20 protein-coding genes and 3 tRNA genes are annotated in these 24,270 nt (G+C 72.2%); 20 read left to right on the forward strand and 3 right to left on the reverse strand.

Annotated features, from left to right (window positions below; all coding sequences use genetic code 11):
• The first annotated feature begins 99 nt into the window (after positions 1-99).
• From IT347_00980 to IT347_00990, 3 genes are read left to right on the forward strand one after another with little or no spacing between them, the layout of a single operon-like run.
• Positions 100-1,905 (forward strand): hypothetical protein, encoded by a 1,806-nt coding sequence (locus tag IT347_00980; GenBank protein MCC6348152.1) that lies wholly within the window; start codon positions 100-102, stop codon positions 1,903-1,905.
• A gap of 20 nt (positions 1,906-1,925) precedes the next feature.
• A complete protein-coding gene (locus IT347_00985) occupies positions 1,926-4,007 on the forward strand; it encodes a hypothetical protein (protein ID MCC6348153.1) in 2,082 nt (693 codons plus the stop codon).
• Between the two features lie 19 nt (positions 4,008-4,026).
• Positions 4,027-5,988: a DUF4910 domain-containing protein gene (locus tag IT347_00990; GenBank protein ID MCC6348154.1), complete on the forward strand. Its 1,962-nt coding sequence runs from the start codon at positions 4,027-4,029 to the stop codon at positions 5,986-5,988.
• A gap of 51 nt (positions 5,989-6,039) precedes the next feature.
• Here the strand turns inward: IT347_00990 and IT347_00995 are convergent, their stop codons facing one another.
• Together IT347_00995 and IT347_01000 are read right to left on the reverse strand one after the other, a co-directional pair.
• A complete protein-coding gene (locus IT347_00995; GenBank protein ID MCC6348155.1) occupies positions 6,040-6,720 on the reverse strand; it encodes a peptidylprolyl isomerase in 681 nt (226 codons plus the stop codon).
• 189 nt (positions 6,721-6,909) lie between these two features.
• Positions 6,910-7,665: a laccase domain-containing protein gene (locus IT347_01000; GenBank protein ID MCC6348156.1), complete on the reverse strand. Its 756-nt coding sequence runs from the start codon at positions 7,663-7,665 to the stop codon at positions 6,910-6,912.
• 63 nt (positions 7,666-7,728) lie between these two features.
• Here IT347_01000 and IT347_01005 point away from each other — a divergent pair, with 63 nt between their 5' ends.
• The 17 genes from IT347_01005 (at position 7,729) to IT347_01085 (ending at position 22,756) form a co-directional block, all read left to right on the forward strand.
• A complete protein-coding gene (locus IT347_01005; GenBank protein MCC6348157.1) occupies positions 7,729-10,710 on the forward strand; it encodes a peptidyl-prolyl cis-trans isomerase in 2,982 nt (993 codons plus the stop codon).
• A gap of 148 nt (positions 10,711-10,858) precedes the next feature.
• Positions 10,859-12,193 carry a hypothetical protein gene (locus IT347_01010; GenBank protein MCC6348158.1) on the forward strand — a complete coding sequence of 445 codons (1,335 nt, stop codon included), beginning with the start codon at positions 10,859-10,861 and terminating at the stop codon, positions 12,191-12,193.
• 96 nt (positions 12,194-12,289) lie between these two features.
• A complete protein-coding gene (gene mutL, locus IT347_01015) occupies positions 12,290-14,053 on the forward strand; it encodes a DNA mismatch repair endonuclease MutL (protein MCC6348159.1) in 1,764 nt (587 codons plus the stop codon).
• On the forward strand, positions 14,050-15,003 hold the full coding sequence (miaA, locus tag IT347_01020) for a tRNA (adenosine(37)-N6)-dimethylallyltransferase MiaA (GenBank protein ID MCC6348160.1): 954 nt from the start codon (positions 14,050-14,052) through the stop codon (positions 15,001-15,003). Before mutL ends, miaA begins: the two co-directional genes overlap by 4 nt.
• Before the next feature lie 32 nt (positions 15,004-15,035).
• Positions 15,036-15,111: transfer RNA gene (locus IT347_01025), tRNA-Gly, on the forward strand.
• A 71-nt stretch (positions 15,112-15,182) separates the two neighbouring features.
• Positions 15,183-16,493, forward strand: coding sequence for a ribosome biogenesis GTPase Der (gene der / locus IT347_01030; protein MCC6348161.1), 1,311 nt, complete (start codon positions 15,183-15,185; stop codon positions 16,491-16,493).
• A 19-nt stretch (positions 16,494-16,512) separates the two neighbouring features.
• Positions 16,513-17,136 (forward strand): glycerol-3-phosphate 1-O-acyltransferase PlsY, encoded by a 624-nt coding sequence (gene plsY, locus IT347_01035; protein MCC6348162.1) that lies wholly within the window; start codon positions 16,513-16,515, stop codon positions 17,134-17,136.
• A complete protein-coding gene (locus IT347_01040) occupies positions 17,133-18,122 on the forward strand; it encodes an NAD(P)-dependent glycerol-3-phosphate dehydrogenase (GenBank protein ID MCC6348163.1) in 990 nt (329 codons plus the stop codon). Before plsY ends, IT347_01040 begins: the two co-directional genes overlap by 4 nt.
• A gap of 92 nt (positions 18,123-18,214) precedes the next feature.
• The gene (locus IT347_01045; protein MCC6348164.1) at positions 18,215-18,550 is read left to right on the forward strand and encodes a MerR family transcriptional regulator; all 336 of its coding nucleotides are present in this window, start codon (positions 18,215-18,217) and stop codon (positions 18,548-18,550) included.
• Between the two features lie 89 nt (positions 18,551-18,639).
• A tRNA-Pro gene (locus IT347_01050) sits at positions 18,640-18,716 on the forward strand.
• Between the two features lie 22 nt (positions 18,717-18,738).
• Positions 18,739-19,536 carry a lysophospholipid acyltransferase family protein gene (locus IT347_01055; GenBank protein MCC6348165.1) on the forward strand — a complete coding sequence of 266 codons (798 nt, stop codon included), beginning with the start codon at positions 18,739-18,741 and terminating at the stop codon, positions 19,534-19,536.
• Between the two features lie 25 nt (positions 19,537-19,561).
• Entirely contained in the window at positions 19,562-20,248 is a 687-nt protein-coding gene (locus IT347_01060; protein MCC6348166.1) for a glycosyltransferase family 2 protein, read from the forward strand.
• Positions 20,248-20,994: a 5'/3'-nucleotidase SurE gene (surE, locus tag IT347_01065; protein MCC6348167.1), complete on the forward strand. Its 747-nt coding sequence runs from the start codon at positions 20,248-20,250 to the stop codon at positions 20,992-20,994. The genes IT347_01060 and surE overlap by 1 nt, the downstream gene beginning before the upstream one ends.
• A 50-nt stretch (positions 20,995-21,044) precedes the next feature.
• On the forward strand, positions 21,045-21,683 hold the full coding sequence (locus IT347_01070) for a protein-L-isoaspartate(D-aspartate) O-methyltransferase (protein ID MCC6348168.1): 639 nt from the start codon (positions 21,045-21,047) through the stop codon (positions 21,681-21,683).
• A 12-nt stretch (positions 21,684-21,695) separates the two neighbouring features.
• A tRNA-Pro gene (locus IT347_01075) sits at positions 21,696-21,772 on the forward strand.
• A 106-nt stretch (positions 21,773-21,878) separates the two neighbouring features.
• Positions 21,879-22,148 carry an acylphosphatase gene (locus IT347_01080; protein MCC6348169.1) on the forward strand — a complete coding sequence of 90 codons (270 nt, stop codon included), beginning with the start codon at positions 21,879-21,881 and terminating at the stop codon, positions 22,146-22,148.
• Positions 22,149-22,237: 89 nt separating this feature from the next.
• Complete coding sequence (locus IT347_01085; GenBank protein ID MCC6348170.1) at positions 22,238-22,756, forward strand: adenine phosphoribosyltransferase; 519 nt, start codon at positions 22,238-22,240, stop codon at positions 22,754-22,756.
• A 115-nt stretch (positions 22,757-22,871) separates the two neighbouring features.
• Here IT347_01085 and IT347_01090 read toward each other — a convergent pair whose 3' ends face one another.
• A complete protein-coding gene (locus IT347_01090) occupies positions 22,872-24,227 on the reverse strand; it encodes a thioredoxin family protein (GenBank protein MCC6348171.1) in 1,356 nt (451 codons plus the stop codon).
• Positions 24,228-24,270 lie beyond the last annotated feature (43 nt).

Here is a 24,270-nt window from a genome sequence, read left to right on the forward strand (position 1 = left end):
CGGACGGCGGCAAGCCGCGCGCGGGCGTCCGTCGCTCCGGCCGCGTCGTTCGTGCCGGCGTTTCGGATCCGGCGCTTTCCTCTGCTATCGTGCCGCGCCGTGAACCGAACCGCGGTCGTGACCTTCCTGCTGGTCGGCCTTTCCGTCGGCGGCGCCGCGCGCGCCGCCGTTCCCGTCGTGCCCGTGCTCGCCGTCTCCGACCTCCGACCAGGGCAGGCGGCCGTGGTCCGGACGGTGTTCGAAGGCGATTCGATCGAGAGCTTCGACGCGGTCCTCGTCGGAGTGCTCCCGGGCGGCCGCGCGGACGGCGACGTGATCCTCGCGCGGGCGACGAGCCCGCGCGTGGTTCAGTCCGGCATCGCCCAGGGCATGAGCGGCTCGCCCGTGTACGTGGAAGGCAGGCTGATCGGCGCCCTCTCCAGCGGCTGGTCGTTCTCGAAGGAGCCGATCTTCGGCATCACGCCGATCGGAGACATGCTGGCGGTGCTCGACCGGCCCGAGAGCGCGAATCCGGACGGCACCTCCGGCCCCGTCGGCGTGGACCCGCAGGCGCCCTCGCCGATGTGGCGCGACTTCGCCTGGGGAGACGATTCCCGCCCGGCCGCGCCCGACGCCGCCTCGCCGCGTCCGATGCGGCCGGGCGAGCTGCCGCTTCCGCTCGCGGCGGGCGGACTCGATCCCGCGGCGCTGCCGCGGGTGCGCGAGATGTTCGCCGCCGACGGCTTCACGGTGACGCCGGGCGGGCGCGCCACGGGCAAGCCGGCGGCCAGGCCGCTCGAGCCGGGCTCCGCGGTCGCGGTGGATCTGCTGCGCGGGGATCTGAATCTTTCCGCGATCGGAACCGTGACCTACGTGGACGGGGACCGCGTCCTGATCTTCGGGCACCCGTTCTTCCAGAGCGGCGAGGTGCGCCTGCCGCTTTCGACCGCGAGCATCGTCGGCATCCTTCCCAGCCTCGCGACGTCGTTCAAGCTCGGGGTGCCGGGGACACCGGTGGGCGTGGCGACGCAGGACAGGCGTGCGGCGGTCGCCGGCCGGCTGGGCAGGCCGCCCGCATTGATGCCGTTTCGTGTCGAGGTGAACGGATCGGGCGGAAGACAGTCGTTCGCCTTCGAATGCATCGAAGACCGGGCGCTGCTGCCGCAGCTCGTCGCGGCGGCGTCCCTGAACAGCCTGCTGGAGTCCGGCGGCGACGGCGCGCAACAGAGCCTTCGCTGGCGCCTGACGGCCTGGCGAGCGGGCCGCGTGCTGCGGCTCGGCGACGTCGTCGCGGGCGATTCCCCGACGAGCGACGCGATCAACGCCATCGCGGGTCCGCTGCGCTTCCTCGCCGCGAATCCGTTCGAGCGCTGCCATTTCGACAGTCTCCGGGTTTCGCTCGAGGTGTCGCAGGGTCGCGATCAGTGGACGCTGCGCTCGGCGCGGGCGCTCGCCGCCCGCGTGCGGCCGGGCGGAAAGCTGCGCGTGAGCCTCGACCTCGAGCACTGGCGTGGCGCGCACCGGAATCTGGAGATCGAGGTGCCGGTGCCGGAGGAATTCCCGGCGGGTCGCTACACCCTGTGGCTCGGCGGGGGGGCCGAGTTCGATCGCGCCATGGCGGCGAAGCTGCCCTGGCGCTTCCGGCCCGTCTCGCTCGCGGACGCGTGGGACCGGCTGGGTTCGTTTCATTCCTCGGACGCCGTCTACTCGGCGTTCTGGGCGCGCGCGCCCGAAGTCTCGAGCGGCGGCGAGGACTATCCCGAGCTTCCGGGCTCGGCGCTCGCCGTGCTGGCTTCGCCCGAGTCCGCCGGGGATGGCGCACGCCGGGCGGACTGGGCGGTCTTTCCCGGTCCGCGAACGCCGGTTCGGGGCGTGCTCCGCGGAGATCTTTCGCTGGACGTGGTGGTGGACCGCTCGGCCCCGTGACGGGGCGGCAGGGAGACGCGATGCGCGGGAAGGTGCTGGCAGTCGGGCTGTCGGTGATGCTGCTCGCCGGGGTGTCGTCGGCGACCGAGACGCAGTGGTGGTCGCTGGACTCCCCCGGCGATTACGTCCGGTCGGAATCGCGCGGAATCGTCGTGGGCGCCGACGGCGTGCTGTCGCCGGGGCCCGAAGCGAAGGTCTGGCGCTCCGACAGCCTGAGCACGATCTGGGGGCTGGCGGCGCTCGCTGACGGATCGGTGGCCATCGCGGGCGACGGCGGGCGGATCGAGCGGTGGACCGCCGCGGGGGGAATCCGGCCGTGGGTGCGACTCGGATCCGGGCAGGTGCTGTGCCTGGCCCGCGACGGTGACGCGCTGCTCGCGGGCACCGGTCCCGAGGGCCGCGTGTACCGGATCTCGCCGAAAGGCGACACCACGCTCGTCGCCTCGACCGGCGAACGCTACGTCTGGGCGATCGTGCCCGCCGGGCGCGGGGTGCTGTGGGCCGCGACCGGCACGCGCGGCCGGCTGCTGCGCATCGAAGGCGGCCGGTCGAACGTGGTGTTCGATTCCGAGGAGAGCAACCTCGTCAGCCTGGTTTCCGACGGCCACGGCGGCGTGTATTTCGGCGGCGATTCGCAGGGGCGCATCTACCATTTCGACTCGGGCGGCGCGCTGACCACGCTGTTCGACGCGGCCGAGGACGAAATCCGCGCGCTGGCGCTCGGGTCCGACGGCACGCTGTGGGCCGCCGGGCTGAGCCTGTCGGCGGTCAGCAGCGATTCGGACGACGAGGACGCCCCCACGCCGACGCGCGGGCCGGTCAAGGGGGGACGTGCGGTCGTCTATCGTCTCTCGCCCGACAGCGCGACCGTGGCGTGGTGGACCTCGCCCCAGCCGCTCATCCACGCACTCGCGGCTTCCGCGGCCGGCCCGCTGGTCGCGACCGGCAACCGCGCGGGAGTCTATCGCCTCGAGCGCTTCAACGGCGCCGTCCAGTTGCTCGCGCCCTCCGAAGCGCAGGTGACCGCCCTGGCGACCACCGCCGACGGCGCCGTCCTGGCCGCGACTTCGAATCCCGCGGCGCTCTGGAAGCTGGGCCCGGGCGAGGCGAAGGACGGCGAACTGCTCTCCGGCCCGCTCGATGCGAAGCGATTCGCCCGCTTCGGACGACTGCGCTGGAGCGGCGCCGGCACGGCGCGTTTCGCGACGCGCAGCGGCAACGCCGAGAACCCCGACACCACCTGGTCGCCCTGGCGCGCGGTGGAGTCCGACGCCGACGGCGGACGAATCGTCTCGCCGGCCGCGCGCTTCCTGCAGTGGAAGGTGACCCTCGGCGGCGCCGCGAGCCGGGTCAGCGAGGTGTCCATCGCCTGGCGCGAGCCCAACCTGCCTCCACGCATCGACGAGATCAGCGTGGCGCCGCAGGGCCGCGGTTTTCGCGAGGGCGAGATGAGCACGCGCTCGGAGGCCGTGACGCAGACGCTCGCGGGCGGCCAGAAGATCGAGTACTCCGCGACGATGTCGTCGAACAAGCCGATCCGCGAGCTGCCCATGTGGGCGCGCGGGCTGCGGTCGCTGTCCTGGCGGGCGAGCGATCCGAACGGCGACGCGCTCAAGTTCCGCGTCGAGATCCGGCGCGAGGACGGTGGGGACTGGATCGAGATCGGCAAGGATCTCGAGGCGTCGCTGTTCACCTGGAACACGAACACGCTCCCGGACGGCCGCTACCGCCTGCGCGTGACCGCCAGCGACGCGGGCGCCAACGCGCTCGGCGAGGAGCGGTCGAGTTCGCTCGTCGGCGAGCCGTTCGCGATCGACAACACGCCGCCCTCCATCGAGGAGCTGACCGGTACGGGCGCGCGGATTCGCGGCCGGGCGGTGGACGCCGCCGGTCCTGTTTCCCGCATCGAGGTGGCGGTGGACGACGGCGAATGGCGATCGGTGACTCCGGAAGGCGGCTTCGGCGACTCGCGCAGCGAGGCGTTCGCCTGCACGCTGCCCGGCCTCGCGCCCGGAGAGCACCTCGTCAGCGTCCGGGCGATGGATCTGGCCGGCAACTCGACGACGCGGGCGATCCACGTGAAGGTGGCCGCGGCCCGCTGACGGCGGTCCGGGTTCGGGCGTGTTCGAGCGCTGGCTGGAGAGACTGCGGCCCCGGGTGGACGGTGAGCGCGCCCTCGCGGCCGTGCGCGAGATCGCGAAGCACCACCGGATCCAGTCCACCCCGGGTTACGACGCCGCGGCGGACTGGCTCACGGGTGCGCTGCGCGCGGAAGGCCTGGCCGTCGAGGTCGAGCGTCCGCCGGCCGACGGGCGGACGCGGTTTCTCGGCTGTCCCCTGCCGGAAGGCTGGGACTGCGAACGGGCGACCGCGACGCTGCAGGGTGCGCGCGGGCCCGAGCCGCTCGCGGACTTCTCGCGGCGACCGCTGTCGCTGGTCCAGCGCAGCGAGTCCGGCCACGGCCGGTTTCCGCTCGTCGCGGCCGGTGAGGGGGTGAGGCCGTCCGACTACGAAGGCCTCGACGTGAGGGGACGTGTGGTTCTCGTTCACGGGGCCGTGCAGCGGGCGCACGCGCTCGCGGTCGTCGAACGCGGGGCCGCGGGTCTGATCTGTGACGGCCGGCGACTGCAACCTCCGGTTCGAACCGACGAGCACGATCGCGAATCGCTCGCCTACACGTCGTTCTGGTGGCTGGCCGACGAGCCGCGGGGCTGGGGATTCGTCGTCAGCCCGGCGCGCGGCGCGGAGCTGCGCGCCCGCCTGGCCGCGAACGAAGCGCTCGCGGTCGAGGCCGAAGTGGTGGCTCGCCGCTTCGCCACGACCGCGCCGCTCGTCAGCGCGACCCTCCGCGGCACGCTGGCCGGCGAAGTGCTGGTCCTGGCGCACCTCTGCCACCCGCGTCCCGGCGCCAACGACAACGCCTCCGGCGTCGCCGCGGCCCTCGAGGCGGCGCGGGCCCTCGCCGGACTGGCCCGCGAGCGCGCTCTCGGCGAGCCGATGCGCACGATCCGTTTCCTGTGGATGCCGGAGTTCACCGGCACCTACGCGTGGCTCGCCGGCGATCCGGGTCGCGCCGCCCGCACGGTGGCCGCGCTCAACCTCGACATGGTGGGCGAGTCGCAGGCCGCGTGCGGGAGCACCCAGCTGCTCGAACGCTCGCCGCATTTCGCCGCCGCCTTCACAGACGAGCTGGTCGCCCGCATCCGGCACGCCTCCCAGGACTGGGTCCCGGGCTTCTCGGGCGCGGGGCACTACTCGCTCACGCGCATGGCGGAGGTGCCGTATTCCGGAGGCAGCGATCACACCGTGTGGAGCGACCCGGCGGTCGGAGTTCCCTGCCCGCTGCTCATCCAGTGGCCCGACCGCTACTACCACTCGGACCTCGACACACCGGAACGTTGCGATCCCGCGTCGCTCGGCCACGCGGCGCGCGTCGCGGCGGTCTACGCCGCGACCCTCGCCTGCGCGGACGCGGACGACGTGCGCCGGCTGATCACGTCCGCCGCCCGCGCGGCGAGGCGCCGGTTGCTCTCCGCGCTCGACGCGCCGGAGCCCGGGGTGGCGGTGGAAGCGGAACTCCTGCGGGGCCAGATGGCGCTGGCCAGTGTGGCGCGCCTCGCGTGCCCGCCCGCCCCGGGAGAGGCGCCGGCGGCCTTCGCGGGCGGGGTCGCCTCGGCGCTCGAGCGCGGGCTGCCACTCGCGGCGGAGGAACTCGAAGGGTTTTTCGAGTCGGAAATCCGCTCCGCGCTGCCGGCGGTGAAACCGGCGGGCAGGGATCGCGACCCGCGCGTGCCCCTGCGGATCCAGCGCTCGCCGCTGGTGCCCATGCGGTCGCTGCAGCCGGGCCTGGACGGAGCGGACGAGCCGCTCAGGCAGGCGTGGATCGCGGTGGACGAGTGGATGCCGGGCGGAAGCACGGGTGTGGATCTCGCATGGTTCGCGTGCGACGGGCGGCGCACCGTCGGAGAGATCGCCGGGCTGCTGCGCGCCGAAGGATGCGCGGCCGGCGAAGCGGCGGTGGCGCGGCTGTTCGAGGTCACCTCGGCGCTCGGAGCGAGCGCCTGGGCGGATCAGGACGGGTGACGCGCTTCGCCGGCCCGTGCTTCGCGGGTTCGTGCTCCGGCGCTTCGCGCGCTACTTCGGCGTCGCCGGCTGGACGGTCTTCGCCGCGCGACGGGCGGCCGGCTTCGGGGCCGGCTCGAGTCGGGCGTGCCGGATCAGGGCCAGCTGTTGCGGATTGGGCCCCGAGATCGTGCGGGCGATGCCGGGCGTGTTCGCGAGCGCGGCGATCCGGTCCACGGTGGACATCCCGGAGATCACCCTGCCGAACACGGTGTAGCCGCCGCGATCGAGGTCCGGACGGTCGGCAAGGCAGATGAAGAACTGCGACCCGTTCGAGTCCTTCGCCGGGTTGACCGCGTCGGGCATGCGCGCCATGGCGACGGCGCCGCGCACATGCGGTAGGCCGATCTCCGCCGGCACGGTCCAGCCCGGTCCTCCCTGACCGTCGTTGAACGGGTCCGCGTCGCGTGAGTAGGGATCCCCACCCTGAATCATGAAGCCCGGGATCACCCGGTGGAAGTACGTGCTGTCGTAGAAGCCCCGGGCCACGAGCGAGCGGAAGTTCGCGACCGTCTTCGGCGCTTCGCGCGAGGCGAGGCGGATGACGATGCGCCCCTCGACCGTCTCGAGCACGACGACCGAGTCCGGTTTCGCGATGGCGGCCGCCGTGCCCGCGGCGCGGGCGGGAGTCGCCGGGCCGGACACGGGAAGCAGGAGCGCCAGCAGGAGCGGCAGGCGGAGACGCGGTGACATCGGGACTCCAGTCGGGGGTTCGGGGCAGGAGGCGTGCTGCGGTCCACGCGCCGCAAGAGGCGGATCAGGCTAGCGGGCGTGAAAAGTCCTCGTCAAGGTCCGTGCGGCCCGTGGATTGTCGTTCGGCGTGCGCGATTCGCTGTGGCTATACTCACCGGCCGCCGCGCGAGTCGCGCGCGGGCTGGCCGGTCATGGCTCGAGGGCGGCGATGCCCCACAGGCGTCCGGTTCGTCCGGAATCGCGCCGGTGGGAGAAGTACCAGAAGGGTTCACACGCGGTGCAGGCGCCGGTGTCGAAGACGGCCTCGGGCCGGACCCCGGCGGATTCCAATTGCCGCCTGGCCGCGAGCGGCAGGTCGAGGTGGGGACGGGAGTCGTCTCGCGCCTGGACGGCGGCGGAGGGAAAGCGGGAAGCGACCTCGACTCCGACTTCGTAACAGCAGGCCCGGATGCACGGGCCGATGTGGACTTGAACGTGCTCCGGCCGGCAGCCGGCGCACGCGCAGAGAGCGGAGAGGACCGCGCCGGGCATGCCGTCCGCGGTGCCGCGCCAGCCGGCGTGGGCCGAGGCGACCCCGCCCGGAGCGACGTACAGCAGCGACATGCAGTCGGCGGTCGTCACCGCCAGGGCGAGCCGGGGAACGCGCGTCACGAGCGCGTCGCACTCGGACTGGTGCCCCGGCTCCGCGACCTCCACCACGCGGACGCCGTGCACCTGGCCCGCCGTGGCGAGACGCTCGGGCGCGAGCCCGAGCGAGACGAGCAACCGGGCGCGGTTTTCGGTCACCGCGCCGGGAGTATCCCGGGTCGAGCGGCCGAGATTGAGCGAGTCGAAGGGCGGTGCGCTGATGCCGCCACGGCGGGTCGAGAAGGCGAGTCGGGCGTCCGCGAGCGGGACTTCGGGGCGCCAGTGAGGGACACGGGCCGTGTCGTCGAGCTTCCACATGGTCGCGGCACGCTAGGCAGCGGTGGGCGGACGGTCAAGCGTCCGGTGAGGAGAAGCGCAAAGGTGAACGCACGTCAGTCGGTCTTGCTCGTCGCTTCAGCGGTGATCGCGGCGGTTTCGTTCGAGGCGTTCGCGCAGGGACCGGCGCCGGGCGTCGCCCCGACCGCGGGCCCGCCCGTGGCCACCGTCGGCGGACATCCCATTTCACGCGAGGACTGGGAGCGGCGCAGCGAGCTGGCGATCGCCGAGTTCGGGAAGCGCAACTCCTCCGGAGAGCTTCCCCCCGAGTTGCGGGACCTGGTCCGTCGCCAGGTGCTCGAGAGCCAGATCCGCATCGAGCTGCTGGTCCTCGAGGCCAGGCGCACCGGCGTCACCGTTCCCGTCCAGGAAGCCGAGGCGATGCTCAAGCAGGACGCGTTCTTCAACCCCGGCGGAAGGTTCGACGAGCAGCGGTACGTCACGGTCCGGACCACCCAGGCGGATCGTTTCAACGCCGCGATCGCCTCGATCCGGGAGCAACTCGCCGCGCGCAAGCTCAACGCCCGGCTCGAGGCCCGCTTCCGACCGTCCGACGACAGCCTGCGCCGCGCCCTCGGCCGGACCCTCACGCGCGCGACCTTCGACGACCTGTCGCTGCGGCGCTCGGATTTCGACGGAAGCTACCCGGAGCCGCGCGAGCGCGACGTGCTGGACTGGTACGCGTCGCATCATGCCGAGTTCGAGCGGCCCGATCGCGCCAGCCTGACGGTCGTGTTCGTGAACTCTCCCGGGCTGTCGGATTCGATCCGCGCGCTGCCCGGAGGCGCCGAGGCCTGGACCCGGCGGATGAAGAACCTCGCCGACAGCATCCTCACCCAGGTGCAGGGTGGCGCCACGCTCGAGCAGGCCGCGGGCTTCCTCGGCCCGCGGCCCGGGACCGTGGTGACCAGCGACAACTTCCCCGGCTACTGGCGGGCCGGCGAGGACGTCAATCGCGAACTCTTCCGGCCGGGCAACGTCGGCAAGGTCCTTCCCCGCGCGCTGCCGGCCGCCGAAGGCTGGCTGGTCGTGCGGGTGGACCAGGTCACGCCGGCTCACGTCGCCCCGCTCCACGAGGTGGCGCGCGAGATTCGCGGAACGCTGCGCCGCGATCGGCGCACGAACCAGAACGAGTACGACCTCCAGGCCCTCTACGCGCGCGTGCGCGACTCGCTCGCCGCCCCCGGCTGGCGATTCCGGATCGCCGTCGCGGACACCGCCGACGAGCCGGTCGCGCCTCCGACCGACGCCGAGCTGGACCGGTACTACCGCGGGCATCTCGCGGACTACTCGGGTTTCGACAGCAGGAGCGGGGGAATCGTCTCGCGGCCCTTCGCCGAGGTGAAGGAGGAGATCCGGACGCGCTGGTACGCCGAGCGCCGCCGCATCGGCACCCGACTTCGGGCCGAGGCCGTGCTGAAGGCGTGGACCGCCGGCCGCCGCGACAACCGGGCCGAGCGCGTCGTGAAGCTGAGCGAGATCGGCCCCGTGGTTCGCGGATCGGTGCTCGATCCGGCGCCGGGAATGTCGGCGCTGTCGGACTCCGTGTGGGCGTACGCCGACCCGCGCGGCCCCGGCCTGGTCGCGAGCGGGGCGGGCTGGGTGGTCTGGCAGGCCGCGGGCCGGGTGGATCGAGCCGTCCCGAGCCTGGAGCAGGCCCGCCCGCTGCTCGTGAAGCGTCTGGCGGAGCTGAAGGAAGCGCAGGACGAGGCCGGGGCGCGGCGGCTTTTCGACGCGGATGCGGCGGCGTTCAGCGGAGGGAACACCGTCTACTTTTCCCGCTTCTCGATCACCCCGGCGCAGCCGATGGACGTGCCGCTGACGCGCGCCGAGGTCGAGCAGTACCACCGCGACCACATCGACAAGTACTCCGCGCCCGAGCTGGTCACCGCCCGGCACATTCTCGTGGCCCCGGCCAACGCCTCTCCCGAGGCGGACCGAGCGGCGCGGACGCGGGCGGAGGAACTGCTTCGCCGGGCGGAGGCGGGAGAGGACTTCGCGAAGCTGGCGCGCCAGTACTCCGACGATCCCGCCACGAAGGAAAAGGGCGGCGATCTCGGGACGTTCGGCCGCGGCACGATGCTCGACGGTTTCGAGCGGGCCGTGTTCGCGCTGTCGCCGGGCGAGTACGCGCCGCAGCCGGTGCGCACGACGCTCGGCTGGCACGTCATCTACTGCATGGACCACGTGCCCGCGGTCGTGCACAACCTCGACTGGATCTACGCCATGGTGGGCTCCGACGCGGCGCACGCCAAGGCCGCCCGCATCGCCGCGGCCCGCGCCGACAGCTTCACGCGCGTGCTGCGCGATGGCGCGCAGGCGAAGGCGGTCGCGGCGAAACTGGGATTCGAGATCAGCTCGGTGCGCAAACCCGTGGGGGAATCCTCCTCGAACGAAGGCCTGGCTGAGTACTTCCGCCGTCTCGACCATGCGAAGCCGGGAGAGATCGTTCCGCGGTCCGACAGGATGCCGGGAAGCAACTTCTGGGTCACCTGGGTGGACAGCATCGGCAGGACCGGCACCCCGGGCTGGGACGAGGCGCGGACCGCGGCCATCGCCGAGTACCGGCGCGGGGCCGGCGCGCGGGCCCTCGACGCCAAGATCGCCGAGATGGACTCGCTGGGGGCCTCGGGCTGGTCGCTCGACAGCCTCGCGGCCCTGTGGGGCGGGTTGGAACGCGTGGACGATCTTCCCGCGGGGCGCGGACTCGGCGGCCTGGGTGGCGCCGCGGTGCTGGACTCGCTGCTGTTCGAGGGTCCGGGGCATCAGGCGCTGGCCGTGGGCGCCGAGAGCGGCTGGGCGCGCTTCCCCGGCGGCGCGGCGCGCGTCCGCCTGCTGGCGCGGACCGAACCCTCACGCGAACAGATGCTCGCGCGGATCGAGAACGAACGGGCCGCCGCCATCGAACGGCGGATGCAGGTGTATTTCGCGGGCCTCAAGGATCGCTGGCCGGTTCGCATCCTCGATGCGCGCATGCGAAGCGTGGCGGCGGCGCAGGCCCCGCAGCCGGAACCCGCGCGCCGCTGAACCGGCCCGCCCCGGTCACGCGCGGCCGGAGCGTGCAGTTTGCACGCTCCGGCCGATTCGCGCGCAAAGCGAAACGCGCGTCTCAGGTCCGGGGGCCGACCGGCCGATGGTAGGGTGCGTGGCGCCCTCTTCACCGGACCCGGATTCCATGGCGAGCCTTTCGACCGAAACCGTGAACGCGAACCCGAAACGCGTCGTCCTCGTGGACTTCGACTGGGGCGATGCCGACCTGCTTCCGGAACTGCTCCGGCGGCCGGGCGTCGCCGTGCGGCTGGTGGCCGGCAACCACGCGCAGGACCCCGGGCTGCGGGTGGCGGAGATGTGCGGCCTGCCCCGCACGCTCGACCTCGCCGACCTGACGCGCGAAATCTTCGACCTCGCGCTGGTGGGGGAAGGCAGTTCGCGACGTTCGCAGCTCGAGAGCCTGCTGCTCGCGCTCGGGACCCCCTGCCAGACGCCGCAGGAGTTCCTGCGCGGCAAGCCCGAGGTGGCCGAGCAGCCGACCGCGATCGAGGCGCCGCTGGCGCTGCACGCGGCGGCGCTCGAGCACTCGCTCGGCGGCGGTGATTTCGACGCGCTCGTCGAACAGGCGCTTCCGGACCTGGGTGCCGACGCGCCGGTGTCGCCCCAGCCCGTCGCGCCCGCGAGCCCGCCGCGCATCCTGATCACGAGCTTCGAGGATTTCCCCTCGCACGAGGCGCGGCTTCACCTCGAGGAAGCCCTCAAGGAACTGGTGCATCGCTCCGGCGCGGGCACCGCCGAGCTGCACGCGGGGGACAGCGCTTCGTTGCAGCTGCTCGCCCAGGTCGGGCCCGAGGACAAATTGCTGCGCGGATTGGTGGACCTGGCCAACGAGATGGGGACCCCGCAGGTCATCACGCGACTGTCCGAGCCCGGCCTCGGAAAGGCCTGGGGCGCGTGGCCGTTCCGCACGTCCCAGCGACGGGGGGTGCTCGCGGCGGCGTCCCTCGATCCCGGCGCGGGTTGGGCCGAGTGGCAGAAGATGGTGGACGAGCTGCGCTCCTCGTGGGACGAGCAGGACCGGGAGCGGGCCGGCGCGTCCTTCCCGTTCACGCCCCTGCGCTCCTCCGGCTGGCTCGAGGTCGAGGAGTTCGGCGCGCGGATCGAGCTCGCGCTGGAACGGAATCGGCACGACCGGATGCGATTCGAGCTGCACCGCCTGGACTTCCCGGACGCTCCAGTCGCGGTCGAGTCGCTGTGTGGCTGGCTTCCCGGCCAGATTCGCGACACGGACTGCATCTGCCGGCCGGCCGCGGGCAGCGTGCTGATGCTGAACGCCGGACCCGCCGAAGGCTTCGTCTACCTGCGCCGGCGATTGCTGGCGCTGTGGGACACCGCCTGGCGCGATTCCGGCGCGGCTCCTCCGGCGCCCGCGCTCGTGGACCAGCACGTCGCGATGGCCGGACCCGAGGACGCCGAGGCGTTTCTCGCCGCCGCCGGCGCCTGGCTCACCCGGCGCTGAGCCGGACCACTCGAGACACGCCCTTCACGGTGAGCGGCCCCGCTTGACCCTGCCCGGCGGGGCGGGGCACTGTCCGCGCCTTCCACTGGAGGACGCGTGCTTCGCCCCATTCGCCGGCTTCCCGAGTCCACGGCTTCGCGCATCGCCGCGGGCGAGGTCATCGAACGGCCTCTCTCGGCACTGAAGGAGGTGCTCGAGAACGCGCTCGACGCGGGCGGACGCCGCATCGAGGTCCGCGTCGAAGGATCTCTGGACCGCGGGTTCGTCGTGGCCGACGACGGCGCGGGCATCGCCCCGGCCGAACTCGAACTGGCGCTCGAGCGGCATGCGACCAGCAAGCTGGGGACGATCGAGGACCTCGACCGGCTCGCGACGCTGGGATTCCGCGGCGAGGCGCTTCCGAGCATCGCCGCGGTCAGCCGGCTGCGCCTGGTCTCGCGTCTCCCCGACGCCGAAGCAGCCGCGTTCGTCGAGGTCGAGGGAGGGCGGGTGACGGGTCGCGGCGCGATCGCACGCTCGCCCGGCACGACGGTCGAAGTCCGGGACCTGTTCTTCAACACGCCTGCAAGGCGCAAGTTCCTCAACACCGCCGGCGGCGAGTTGCGTGCCGCGCTGCGGATGATCGAGGGTTACGCGCTGGCGCGTCCGGACGTCGGCCTGCGCATGCTGGTGGACGGCAAGGAGCGCTTCGAGTGGGGCGCGGTGGGCAGCCGGCGCGAGCGGGCGGCGCAGATCTGGGGCGCCCGGCACGCGGAGCAGCTCGTCGAGGCGCACGGCGAGCGTGCGGGAGTCTCGGTGTACGCGCTGCTGGGTCTGCCCGAGCATGCCCGCTCGACCCGCGAGGGCCAGGTGTTCCTCGTCAACGGGCGCTGGATCCAGAACGCGGCGCTTTCCCAGGCGCTCCGGCACGCCTACGGGAACCTGCTGCCCGGAGGCCGATTTCCCGGCGCCATCCTGTGGGTGGAGGTTCCGGCGGAGCGGCTCGACGTGAACGTCCACCCGACCAAGCGCGAAGTGCGCTTCGCGGACGACGACGCGGTCTTCTCGCTCGTGGCCGCGACCTGCGCCCAGCCGCTCTCGAAGCTGTATCCGCCCTTCACGGTCGTGGCCGGTCGCGGCTCCGAGACGCCGCAGCCGGCCTGGGCGGAGCGCGTGCGGGAGACGCCGCCCGCCGACGAGTCCCAGCTCGGGCTCGGCCTGCCGGCGGGGGAGGCCGCCGCGGCCGCGGCCGCCTCCGCGAACGGACCCGCGGCGGCCGGGGCTCCCGAGCCCGAACTCTGGCAGCTCCACCGCACGTACATTCTCGCGCCGGTCCGTGGCGGACTCGTCATCATCGATCAGCACGCGGCCCACGAACGCATTCTCTACGAACTGGCGCGCGCGAAGCTCGAGGGCCGCGAGGGCGCCGCGCAGCGGCTGCTGTTCCCGGCGCTCGTGGACCTGACGCACGCGCAATTCGAGATGCTGCTCGAGTCCGGCGAGCAGTTGCGTCTTCTCGGCTGGGATCTCTCGCCGCTCGGGCCCCCTTCGGTCGTCATCCAGGGCGTCCCCGCGGGGCTGCGGATCGAACATCCCGGGCTGCTTCTGCAGGATCTGCTCGACGGCGTCGCCGACGGCGCGCTTCCGCACCAGCATCACGGCGGACCGGCGCTGGCGCAGGACGATCTCATCGAACGGCTCGCCCGCTCGCACGCGTGCCATGCGGCGATCAAGGCGGGGGATCCGCTCTCGGTCGAGGACATGCGCTCCCTGGTGGACCAGCTGTTCGCCACGGAGCGGCCGCACGGCGACCCGCACGGCCGCCCGACGTTCGTGCGGATGGAACTGGAGGATCTCCATCGTCGTTTCGGCAGGTCGTGAGCGCTTCGCAGCGCACGCTGGTCGCCGTGGTCGGCGCCACGGCGACGGGCAAGAGCGAACTCGGCGAGGCGCTGGCGCGGGCGCTGGGCGGCGAGATCGTGTGCGCCGACGCGAGGCAGGTGTTCGGCGAGCTGGAGCTGGGGACGGGCAAGCCCACGCCGGCCGAGCGCGCGGCCGCGCCGCACCACCTGTTCGACGCCCTGCGGCTCGAGCAGCGGCCGAGCGCCGGGTGGTACGCGCGCGCGGCCCGCGAGACCTGCGAGCGGCTGTTCGCGAGCGGCGTCCTTCCGGTGCTGGTGGGTGGCTCGGGGCTGTACCTGCGCGCGCTGCTCGAGGGTCTGCATCCCGAGCCGCCGCACGACCCCGGGGTGCGCGAGCGATTGCGGGCGGAACTGGAGCGCGCCGGGCCCGAGGTCCTGCACGCGCGGCTCGTGCGCGTGGATCCGGCGAGCGCGGCCCGGATCGCCCCGCGTGACCGCCAACGCGTCACGCGCGCGCTGGAAGTGTTCGAGGCCAGCGGACGCGCGTTGTCCGACTGGCATGCGGAGGCCTCCCGGGAGGCCCTGAACGCCGACGCTCGAGTGCTCGAGCTGACCTGCGAAGCGCGCCTTCTCGGCGGGCGCATCGAGCGCCGCACCGCGGCGATGTTCGAACAGGGGCTGGTCGAGGAAACACGCGGGCTCGAAGCCCGCGGTCGTGGCGAGGCGTTGCGCGCCCTGCGCGCGATCGGCTACGACGAGGCGCTGGAACTGCTCGCCGGCCGCCTCGATCGCGCGGCCGCCGAGGCGCGGACGAACCTGCGCACGAGGCAACTGGCCAAGCGCCAGCGCACCTGGTTCCGGCATCAGCTCGAGGCCGCCCGGCTCCCGGCGCGGGCGGTCTGGGATCGAACGGCGCTCGCCGAGGCGCTCACCGCGCTGCGGTTGACACCCCGACGAGGGCTCCCGTAGCTTGCGCGGTTGCCAGGCCACCCGACGGACACGCGGGCATAGCTCAGTTGGTAGAGCGCGAGCTTCCCAAGCTTGAGGTCGCGGGTTCGAACCCCGTTGCCCGCTCCAGTAGTTGCGGCACGCGCGGCGCGCCGGCCCTGCGGGGCGGCGCGCCCTTTCCATGAACCCGGTTCCGAATCATGTCCGCTCCCGTCGTCGCCATCATCGGCCGGCCGAACGTCGGCAAGTCCACGCTCTTCAACCGCATCATCGGGGAGCGCCGGGCGGTCGTGCACGACCGCCCCGGTGTGACGCGGGACCGCAACGCGGTGCGCGCGGAGTGGAGCGGCCGCTCGTTCGTGCTGGTGGACACCGGCGGCTTTCTGCCCACCGCCTCGGAGGGACGCGACGCGGAGGTCCGGCGACAGGCGGAGGCGGCGATCGGCCTTGCGCACGCGGTGATCTTCCTGGTGGACGCGCACACGGGCGTCACCGACCTCGACCAGGCGATCGCGACGCAGTTGCGCCGGACGAACGCGCGCGCCCTGCTCGTCGTGAACAAGGTGGACGTCGCCGGCGACGCGATCGTGCACGACTTCCACCGACTGGGCCTGGGCGAGCCGCTGCCGGTCGCGGCCGAGGGCGGGCTCGGAATCGGCGATCTTCTCGACGCGGTTCTCGCCCTGCTGCCGGCCGAGCGGAGCGCGGAGGAGCAGCCGCAGGCGCGGGTCGCGATCGTCGGCCGGCCCAACGTCGGCAAGTCGTCCATCGTGAACGCGCTGCTCGGCGAGGAACGCGTGCTGGTCGAGTCCACCGCCGGCACGACCGTGGACGCCATCGACACCGACTGGGTGACGCCGCACGGCCGCTTCACGCTCGTGGACACCGCCGGTATCCGGCGGCAGTCCCTGTTCGAGGATCAGGCGGAGTTCTACGCCACCATGCGGGCGCTCAACGCGCTCGAACGCGCCGACGTGGCGTGCCTCGTCGTGGACGCCGTCGAGGGCTTCCAGAAGCAGGAGGCGCGGCTCGCGCACCACGCGCTCGACGCGGGCTGTTCGCTGCTGGTCCTGTACAACAAGTGGGACCTGCTCGAAGGCCGCGAGCAGGCATGGAAGGACCTGTCCGCCGACCGGGCACGGCGGTTCCCGACCCTGGCCGACCTGCCGGCGCACCCGGTTTCGGCGACGGAAAGAATCCATCTCGCACGCCTGCCGGAGTACATTGCGCAGCGGGCCGAGGAGAACAACCGGCGGATCCCGACGGCGCAGCTCAACGAGTGGCTGGCGCTGGTGCAGAAGCGCCGGCAGGTTCCCAGCAACGCCTCGGGCCGCAGCCCGAAGATCTACTACCTGACGCAGACGGGGTCGGGACCGCCGACCTTCACGCTGTTCGTGAACGCACCCTCGCGCCTGAACGAGAACTATCGGCGCTACCTGTGGGGGCAGTTCGTGGAGCACTTCGGTTTTCGCGGGACGCCGCTGCGGTTCAAGGTGAAGAAGAGCGAGTAACGTGAACCCGATCCTCGCGCTGACCGCGGCGTTGCTGATCGCCTACGGGGCGGGTTCGCTGCCCTTCGGGTTGTGGCTCGGGCGCTGGCTGCGTGGCGTGGACGTGCGCACGCTCGGCTCGGGGAATCTCGGCGCGACCAACGTGTACCGCTCCCTCGGGGCGCCGATCGGCATCGCCACGCTCGTCCTCGACATGGCCAAGGGCGCCCTGCCGGTCGGGCTGCTGCCGCACTCGCCGCTCGGCGCGGCCTTCCCGGGCGGGCCCGAGTGGTGCGCCATCGCGGCGGCGTTCGCCGCGGTCGCCGGCCACGTCTGGACCTTCCTCGCGGGCTTTCGCGGCGGCAAGGGCGTGGCGACCTCGGCCGGGGTGGCGCTGGCGCTTTCACCTCCCTCGTTCGGCGTGTTCGCGGCGGTGTTCCTGGCCACGCTGCTGCTGACCCGGTACGTTTCGCTGGGCTCGATGCTGGGCGCGGTGGCTTTCGCCATCGCCCTGGCGCGCTTTCTTCCCGCCGGCCCCGCCAGCCCGACGTTCGCCGTGGGCGCGCTGCTCGCTCTGCTGGTGATCGCGCGGCACAAGGACAACATCGCCCGGCTCGCGAAGGGCGAGGAACGGCGATTCCAATTCACGCGGGGGCGCTCTTGAGTTCGGTCGCGGTGCTCGGCGCGGGCTCGTGGGGCACGACGCTCGCCATTCACCTCGCGAACCTCGGACACGAAGTTCGGATCTGGGGCAACGATCGGGGCGAACTGGTCGCGCTCGATCGGGACCGCGAGAATCGTAAGTTTCTCTCTGGCATCCCGCTGCCGTCCGGCATTAAGGTGCAACCGGAGCTGGATCGGGCGCTCGAGGGCTCCGACTTCCACTTCTTCGTCGTGCCTTCGCAGGCGACGCGCGAGGTCGCGGCCGCGGTTCGCGAACGTGTCGCGGGCGGCGTGGCCGTGTGCGCGAGCAAGGGGCTCGAACTGGGCACGCTGCAGCGTCTGTCCGTCGTGCTCTCGGAGACGCTGGGCGATGGGGCGCCGGTCGCCTTCACGGGCCCCAGTCACGCCGAGGAAGTGGCGACGGGCATCCCGACCTCGATCGTGGCGGCATGCGCCGACGAGGCGCGGGCGAAGGCGGTTCAGGTGCTTTGCTCCTCGCAGCGACTGCGGGTGTACACGAACGACGACGTGACGGGCTGTGAGTACGGCGGCGCGCTCAAGAACGTGATCGCCATCGCGGCCGGGATCTGTGACGGACTCGGATACGGAGACAACACGAAGGGCGCCCTGCTGACGCGGGGACTCGCCGAGATCAGCCGGCTCGGGGTCGCCCTGGGCGGCAAGCGCGAAACGTTCTTCGGCCTGACGGGCATGGGAGATCTCATCGCCACCGCGATGAGCCGCCACAGCCGCAACCGGCACGTCGGCGAGCGGCTGGGGAAGGGCGAAACTCTGGAGCAGGTGCTGGGGGCCATGGTGATGGTGGCCGAAGGAGTGACCACGGCTCGTGCCGCGCGGGACCTGGGTAGGCGGCACGGCGTGGAGATGCCGATCACGGAGCAGGTGTGCGCCATCCTCCTCGAGGGCCGGGAGCCCCGGGAAGCGATGCTGGCACTGATGACGCGGGACCTGAAGCGCGAGAACTGAGCGCGCCGGGCGAGGAGGCGACCGTGGGTGTCCGCAGGCCGGAAACCGACGCCGACAGCAAGCTGTACCGTTCGATCAGCGAAGTGAGCGAGATGCTGGACGTGAAGCCGCACGTGCTGCGCTACTGGGAGACCCAGTTCAGCATGCTGCGGCCGAAGAAGAACCGCGCGGGCAACCGCATGTACCGGCCCGACGAGGTGAAGCTGCTGCTGCGCATTCGCGAACTGCTCTACGGCAAGCGATTCACGATCGCGGGCGCGCGTCGCACGCTGCTGGCCGAACGACGCGAGGAATCCCCGCAGGGGGAGCTGGAGTTCGCCGAAGCCGAGCGCCGCATGCTGCTGTTCGAGGTGAAGGAGGGCCTGCGCGATCTGGTCACGCGCCTGCGCACGCGCGGAGGCGAGCTCCAGGGGAGCGGGACGCGCTGAAGGCGCCGATCCCATCCTCGTCGCGCCCTGTTGCGAAACGCCGCCGGTGCCGGTACATTGCCCGCCGCTTTTCCCTCGAGGCTCACGGTCGGGGCGTAGCGCAGCCCGGTAGCGCACCTGCATGGGGTGCAGGGGGTCGCTGGTTCGAATCCAGTCGCCCCGACCACATCTTTCGAGCTCCCGCCCGCATGTTCACCGTCCTGGGCTTTCGCCTGGCCGCCTCGCTGGCGCGCCTGCTGCCGAATCCGCTGTCCGAGGGTCTCGCCGTCGCGACGGCACGCCTCGCCTTCGACTGCCGGGTGCCGGCGAGGGCGGCGCTCGAGGCGAATCTCGCGCGCCTGCTGCCCTCGTTGCCGCGCGCGCGCCGGGCGCGGCTCGCACGACGCGCGTTCGAGAACTTCGCCCGGTCCTTCGCCACCTTCCTGGGCCACGGTCGCCGGCCGGGACGCCTGCGCGTCGTGGGCGCGCGGAATCTCGCCGCGGCGCGCTCCAGCGGCCGCGGGGTGATCGTCCTGTCGGCGCACCTCGGCAATTGGGAACGCGGAGCGGCCGAACTGGCGGCGCTGGGCATCCCGATCCATCTCGCCGCGCGCCCGCAGCGGCACGCCCGCCTGGAGGCGTTGTTCTCCGCACGCCGCGCCGCCGCGGGCGTCGGCCTCCTGCCCGCGGGAACCCTCCTCTCGTCGGCCAGCGGCGCGCTGAGGCGAGCGGAATGGGTGGCGCTCATGGCGGACCGCGGCACTTCGGGAACCGGGAGCGGCTCCGTGTGCGCGTGGGCGGCGGCGCTCGCCCGGCGAACCGGCGCCCTGCTCCTGCCCGCGATCCTCGTCCTCGAGCCGGGCGGCGGCCATCGGCTCGTCGTCGAGGCGCCGATCGAGGCGGGGGAATGCCGCGACGGCCAGTTCCGCCGGACGATGCGCCGCTGGCTCGAACGCTGGCCCGACCAGTGGGCCGCGTTCGAGCCGCTTCCGGGGGGACTGGCGTGAGCGTCGCACGCCGCGGAGGCCCGCCGTGTCGCTGAGGGTCGCGGCGCTCGTCCCGGCCTACCAGGCCGCGGCCCACCTGGGCGAAGTGCTGCTCGGACTGGCGGCGCTCCCCATTCGTCCGCATGTCCTCGTGGTGGACGACGGCTCGCGCGACGCGACTTCCGAGGTCGCGCGGCAGTTCGGTGCGCAGGTGCACGCTTTCGCGGCGAACCGGGGCAAGGGCCACGCGCTGCTCGCCGGGTTCCAGCGGTTGCGCGAGTTCGACGCCGTGGTGACGCTCGACGCCGACGGCCAGCACCCGCCCGGGTGCCTGCCCGCGTTCGTCGCCGCGGCCGAGGACGGCGCGGACCTCGTCCTGGGCCGCCGGGCGATCTCGTCCGACATGCCGCCGCTTCGCCGTTTCGCCAACCGGTTCAGCAGCGGATGGTGCAGTGCCATCGCCGGCCAGCCCATCCGCGACAGTCAGTGCGGCTACCGGCTCTATCGCCGTGAAGTGATCGAGCGCACGCCGGTTCGCGCGAGTCGCTACGAGGTCGAGACCGAAATGGCGGTGCGGGCGGCGCAGCGGGGATTCCGGGTCGGCGAAGTCGAGATCCCGACGGTCTACGGCGACGAGACCAGCCACCTCAGCCTCACGCGGGACGTCCCGCGCATCGTCGGCATGATGCTTCGACTATCTTTCGAGCGGTTGGCGTCGGGGAGGAGACGTTGATGCACATCCTGGTGACGAACGACGACGGCATCGCATCCCCGGCACTGAAGCAGCTGCGCGAACACCTCCGGCCGTTCGGCAAGGTGACCATCATCGCGCCGGACCGCAACCAGAGCGCGACCTCGCAGTCGCTCACGCTGCACCGCCCGCTGCGGATCCAGGAGTTCGAGCCGGACGTCTACTGCGTGGACGGCACGCCCACCGACTGCGTGCTGATCGCGTTCCACGGCATGCTCGTGGAGCGCCCGGATTTCGTAATCTCCGGCATCAACCAGGGCCCGAACATGGGCGAGGACGTCTATTACTCCGGCACCGTGGCGGCCGCCCTCGAAGGCGTGATGCAGGGCGTCCCCGCGATCGCCGCGTCGCTGGCGACGCGCAGGCCCAGCGACTTCACCGAGCCGGCCGCGTGCCTCGGCCGGATCTTGCGGCAGGTGCTCGCGCAGGACGTGCCGCCTCGTATGCTGCTCAACGTGAACTTTCCAGGCCTGCCCGCCTCCGAGGTGCGCGGAGTGCTGCTCACCCGGCTCGGCACCCGGGTCTACCACGACACGCTGGTCAGGAAGGTGGACCCGAGGGGCAAGGATTATTACTGGATCGGCGGGGAGGACCCGCAGTGGAAGCCCGAGCCGGGCACGGATTACCACGCCGTGCACCATGGCCATGTCTCCGTCACCCCGATGCGGCTCGATCGCACCGACGGCGATGCCATCGATCGAATGGGCGGCTGGTCACTGACCCCGTGAACGGACCTCCCGTCGATCCGCACGACGAGTACGCGGAGGCGAGGTCGCGGATGGTGGACGAGCAACTGCTGGCCCGTGGCATCCGGGACGCACGCGTGCTCGAGGCCATGCGACGGGTGCCGCGCCATCGGTTCGTCGAACCGCGGTGGGAGACGAAGGCCTACGCCGACGGCGCGTTGCCGACGATCGCGGGGCAATCCATCTCGCAGCCCTGGATCGTCGCCAGGATGCTGGAACTGGCCGAGCTCGAGCCGGGCCAGAGGGCGCTGGAAGTCGGCACGGGGACCGGTTACCAGACCGCGCTGATCTCGCTTCTCGTCGAAGCGTCGGGACGGGTCTGCACGATGGAGCGGCTCGCGCCCTTGCTCGAAGCGGCGCGCGGGCGGCTCTCGGCGCTTGGAATCGCGAATGTCTCCTTCCGACTCGGCGATGGTTCGCTGGGCTGGCGGGAGTGCGGACCCTATGCTAGGGTGCTCGGCGCTGCGGCGGCGCCCCATGTCCCCCGAGGTCTTCTCGAGCAGTTGGACGAGGGGGGCGTGCTGGTGATTCCCGTCGGAAGCGCCGGTCGGCAGCACCTCGAGGTCTGGCGTCGCCGGGGGGGCCGCTTCCTGCACGAGCGGCACGACGAGTGCCGTTTCGTACCCCTCATCGGGCAGGACGCGTGGCGGGACGATCCGCACCACAACTGAATAGAAATTCGTCGGGGCGTGGCTCAGCCTGGTAGAGCACCTGGTTCGGGACCAGGGGGTCGGAGGTTCAAATCCTCTCGCCCCGACCATTCTTCGCCCGACCCGTCCACCCGGACGGGTCGGGCTTTTTTCGTGAACGGTCGCGCAGGGGCGGCCGGCTTGCAGGCATTCCCCGGTCGAAGGGAGACTGGCGGGGTGAAGAGGCTCCGTGCACGAGTTCGCGGGCGGGTCCAGGGCGTCGGCTTCCGCGCCTTCGTCGTGCGCCGCGCCCAGGAGCTGGGCCTCGCGGGAAGGGTGCGCAACCTGTCCGACGGCACGGTCGAAGTGGAGGCGGAGGGGAGCGCCGGCGGCCTCGAGGCCCTGCTCTCCGATCTGCGCAGGGGGCCGTCCCACGCCCGCGTGGAAGCGGTGGACGAATGCTGGAGCGATGGCCCTGCGCGGCACAGGGACTTCGGGATCGGCTGACGGACGTTTTCGGCGTGCTTCGTCTTTCGCGCGCGAGCGGGGAACGGCTACAGTCCGCCTCGTTTCGACGCCTCCACCCGGAGTAGGCCATGGACCTGAAAAGCTACATCCGCGACGTGCCGGACTTTCCGCGGAAGGGCGTCCTGTTCAAGGACATCATGCCGCTGCTCGCCGCGCCCGACGCCTTCGCCGAATCGCTGCGCCAGTTGATGTCGCGGGCCGCGAAGCCGGACGCCGTGGTCGGAATCGAGTCGCGTGGCTTCATCTTCGGAGCGCCGATGGCGCATGCCTGGCACGTCCCGTTCGTGACGGCGCGCAAGTTCGGCAAGCTCCCGGGCAAGACGGTGCGGCAGGTTTACTCGCTCGAGTACGGCGAGGACACGCTCGAGCTGCACGCCGACGCCCTGCGGCGCGGGTGGAACGTGGTGGTGGTGGACGACCTGCTCGCGACCGGCGGCACCGCGCAGGCGACGGTCGGACTCGTGGAGCAGCTCGGCGCCCGCGTCAGCGTCACGATGTTCGCCATCGAGCTGCGCGGACTGGGCGGCCGGGAGCGCCTCGCACCCACGCGGGTTGAGTCCCTGATGGCTTTCGAGGTCACGCCCTAGAAGCCGTCCGGCGCATGGCCCCGGATCCGCCGCCCCGGGAGCTGGAGCCGGGACCCGAAATTGCTCGCGGGTCCCGCGCGTTCACGCGGGACCCGCGAGCGACTCCGGGCTTCGTCTAGGGTGCCGCCGGCAACGCCGCGAGCTGACGCTTGAGGTTCGCCATGCGCCCCTCGGTGCGCTGCTCCTCGGGAAGCGTCTCGAGGTAGGCGATCGCGCCCTCGATGGTGCGCCGCGCCGAGGGAATGTCGCCCTTGCCTTCGTAGATCTCGGCGCGCGTCGAATACAGCAGCAGCTTGCGCGGACCGTAGGCCTTGAGCATCGCCCGGTTCGAAGCGGCGAGCGCGTCGTCGTAGTGCTTCATCGCCAGATACGCCATCGCCAGTCGCGCCGGGGGGTTGTAGTCGTCCGGACGATCGCGCTCCGACTGCTCCAGCATGGGCACGGCCCGCTCGGGCTGGCCCAGCTCGAGGTACGCCGACAGACGGTGCGAATCGAACACCATCCGCTGGTCGGGGGAGACCGCCGCGGCCGCCGACCGGTCCAGGAACGCGGACCATTCGCCGGCCACGGCGTGTGCGCCCGCGCTGTCCTGCAGCGCCTCACGCGCGGAGAGCAGCTCGATCCATGCTCCCGAACGGTCGTCGGCCGCGGCATGGAACGTCGTGTCCGTGACCAGGGAGCGGGTCGAGGCCTCGAACTCGGAGATCGCGGCCGCCCGCTCCGGCAGCGAGTCGGGCAGGTTGTACGAGGCGTTCAGCCCGCTCGCCGAGACACTCAGCGCCGAAGGGGTGCGGCCGAGGCGGGGCAGCGCCGAACGGGCGACGGCGACGGCCTCGAGGTTCTGGCGGGTCTGGAGCAGCGAGAACATCAGCGACTCGACCGCCCGCGGGTAGCCCTTCCAGTCCGGCTTCGCGGACTCGAGCAGTTGCTGGTAGGCCTTCGCGGCCGCGGCGTTGTCTCCCGATCCGAACAGGCTGTCGGCGACCGCGACCCGGTCGAGCATCGCGCGCGAGGAGTAGGCGCCGCTGCTCGCGTCGTCGAGCAGCGCGTTCAGCTGGGTCAGCGTCAGCCCGCCGATCCAGCGCACCTTCGCGACCTGGTCGTCGGGGTCGATGACGTAGAAGGAGGGGATCGCCTCGATGGGATAGCGCTTGCGGAACGCGGAGTTCCGCGGATCCTCGGTGTCCACGTCCAGCCACACGAATCGTTTCGCGTGCCGGGCGAGCGAGGCGTCGTTGAGGACGAAGGCTCGCATCGAGCGGCAGGTGTGGCACCAGGGCGCCCAGGCCTCGACGAACAGCGGCACGTGACGGGCCCGCGCGAGCGAGACGGCGTCCGCGTAGTTGTTGGCGATCCACGGCAGGACGGACCCGGCCTGAGGCGTCCTGCCGGCGGCGGCCTTGCCGGCCGCGAGGGCCGGCGGGACAAGTCCCAGCGCGGCGACGAGCACTGCGATCGGAAGGATTCTCATGCGCCGCAGACTAGCAGATGCGCGGCGCGCGGACCCAGCGGCC

Source organism: Candidatus Eisenbacteria bacterium, from assembly GCA_020847735.1.
Taxonomy (GTDB): domain Bacteria; phylum Eisenbacteria; class RBG-16-71-46; order RBG-16-71-46; family RBG-16-71-46; genus CAIXRL01.

Bases quoted from the DNA above. Each gene is read 5' to 3' on its own strand.
- IT347_00995 (MCC6348155.1), bottom strand. From the start codon at position 6,720: ATGTCACCGCGTCTCCGCCTGCCGCTCCTGCTGGCGCTCCTGCTTCCC.
- IT347_01010 (MCC6348158.1), top strand. From the start codon at position 10,859: ATGGCGAGCCTTTCGACCGAAACCGTGAACGCGAACCCGAAACGCGTC.
- IT347_01000 (MCC6348156.1), bottom strand. From the start codon at position 7,665: ATGTGGAAGCTCGACGACACGGCCCGTGTCCCTCACTGGCGCCCCGAA.
- IT347_01045 (MCC6348164.1), top strand. From the start codon at position 18,215: ATGCTGGACGTGAAGCCGCACGTGCTGCGCTACTGGGAGACCCAGTTC.
- IT347_01055 (MCC6348165.1), top strand. From the start codon at position 18,739: ATGTTCACCGTCCTGGGCTTTCGCCTGGCCGCCTCGCTGGCGCGCCTG.
- surE (MCC6348167.1), top strand. From the start codon at position 20,248: ATGCACATCCTGGTGACGAACGACGACGGCATCGCATCCCCGGCACTG.
- IT347_01085 (MCC6348170.1), top strand. From the start codon at position 22,238: ATGGACCTGAAAAGCTACATCCGCGACGTGCCGGACTTTCCGCGGAAG.
- der (MCC6348161.1), top strand. From the start codon at position 15,183: ATGTCCGCTCCCGTCGTCGCCATCATCGGCCGGCCGAACGTCGGCAAG.
- IT347_01090 (MCC6348171.1), bottom strand. From the start codon at position 24,227: ATGAGAATCCTTCCGATCGCAGTGCTCGTCGCCGCGCTGGGACTTGTC.
- IT347_00985 (MCC6348153.1), top strand. From the start codon at position 1,926: ATGCGCGGGAAGGTGCTGGCAGTCGGGCTGTCGGTGATGCTGCTCGCC.
- IT347_01070 (MCC6348168.1), top strand. From the start codon at position 21,045: ATGGTGGACGAGCAACTGCTGGCCCGTGGCATCCGGGACGCACGCGTG.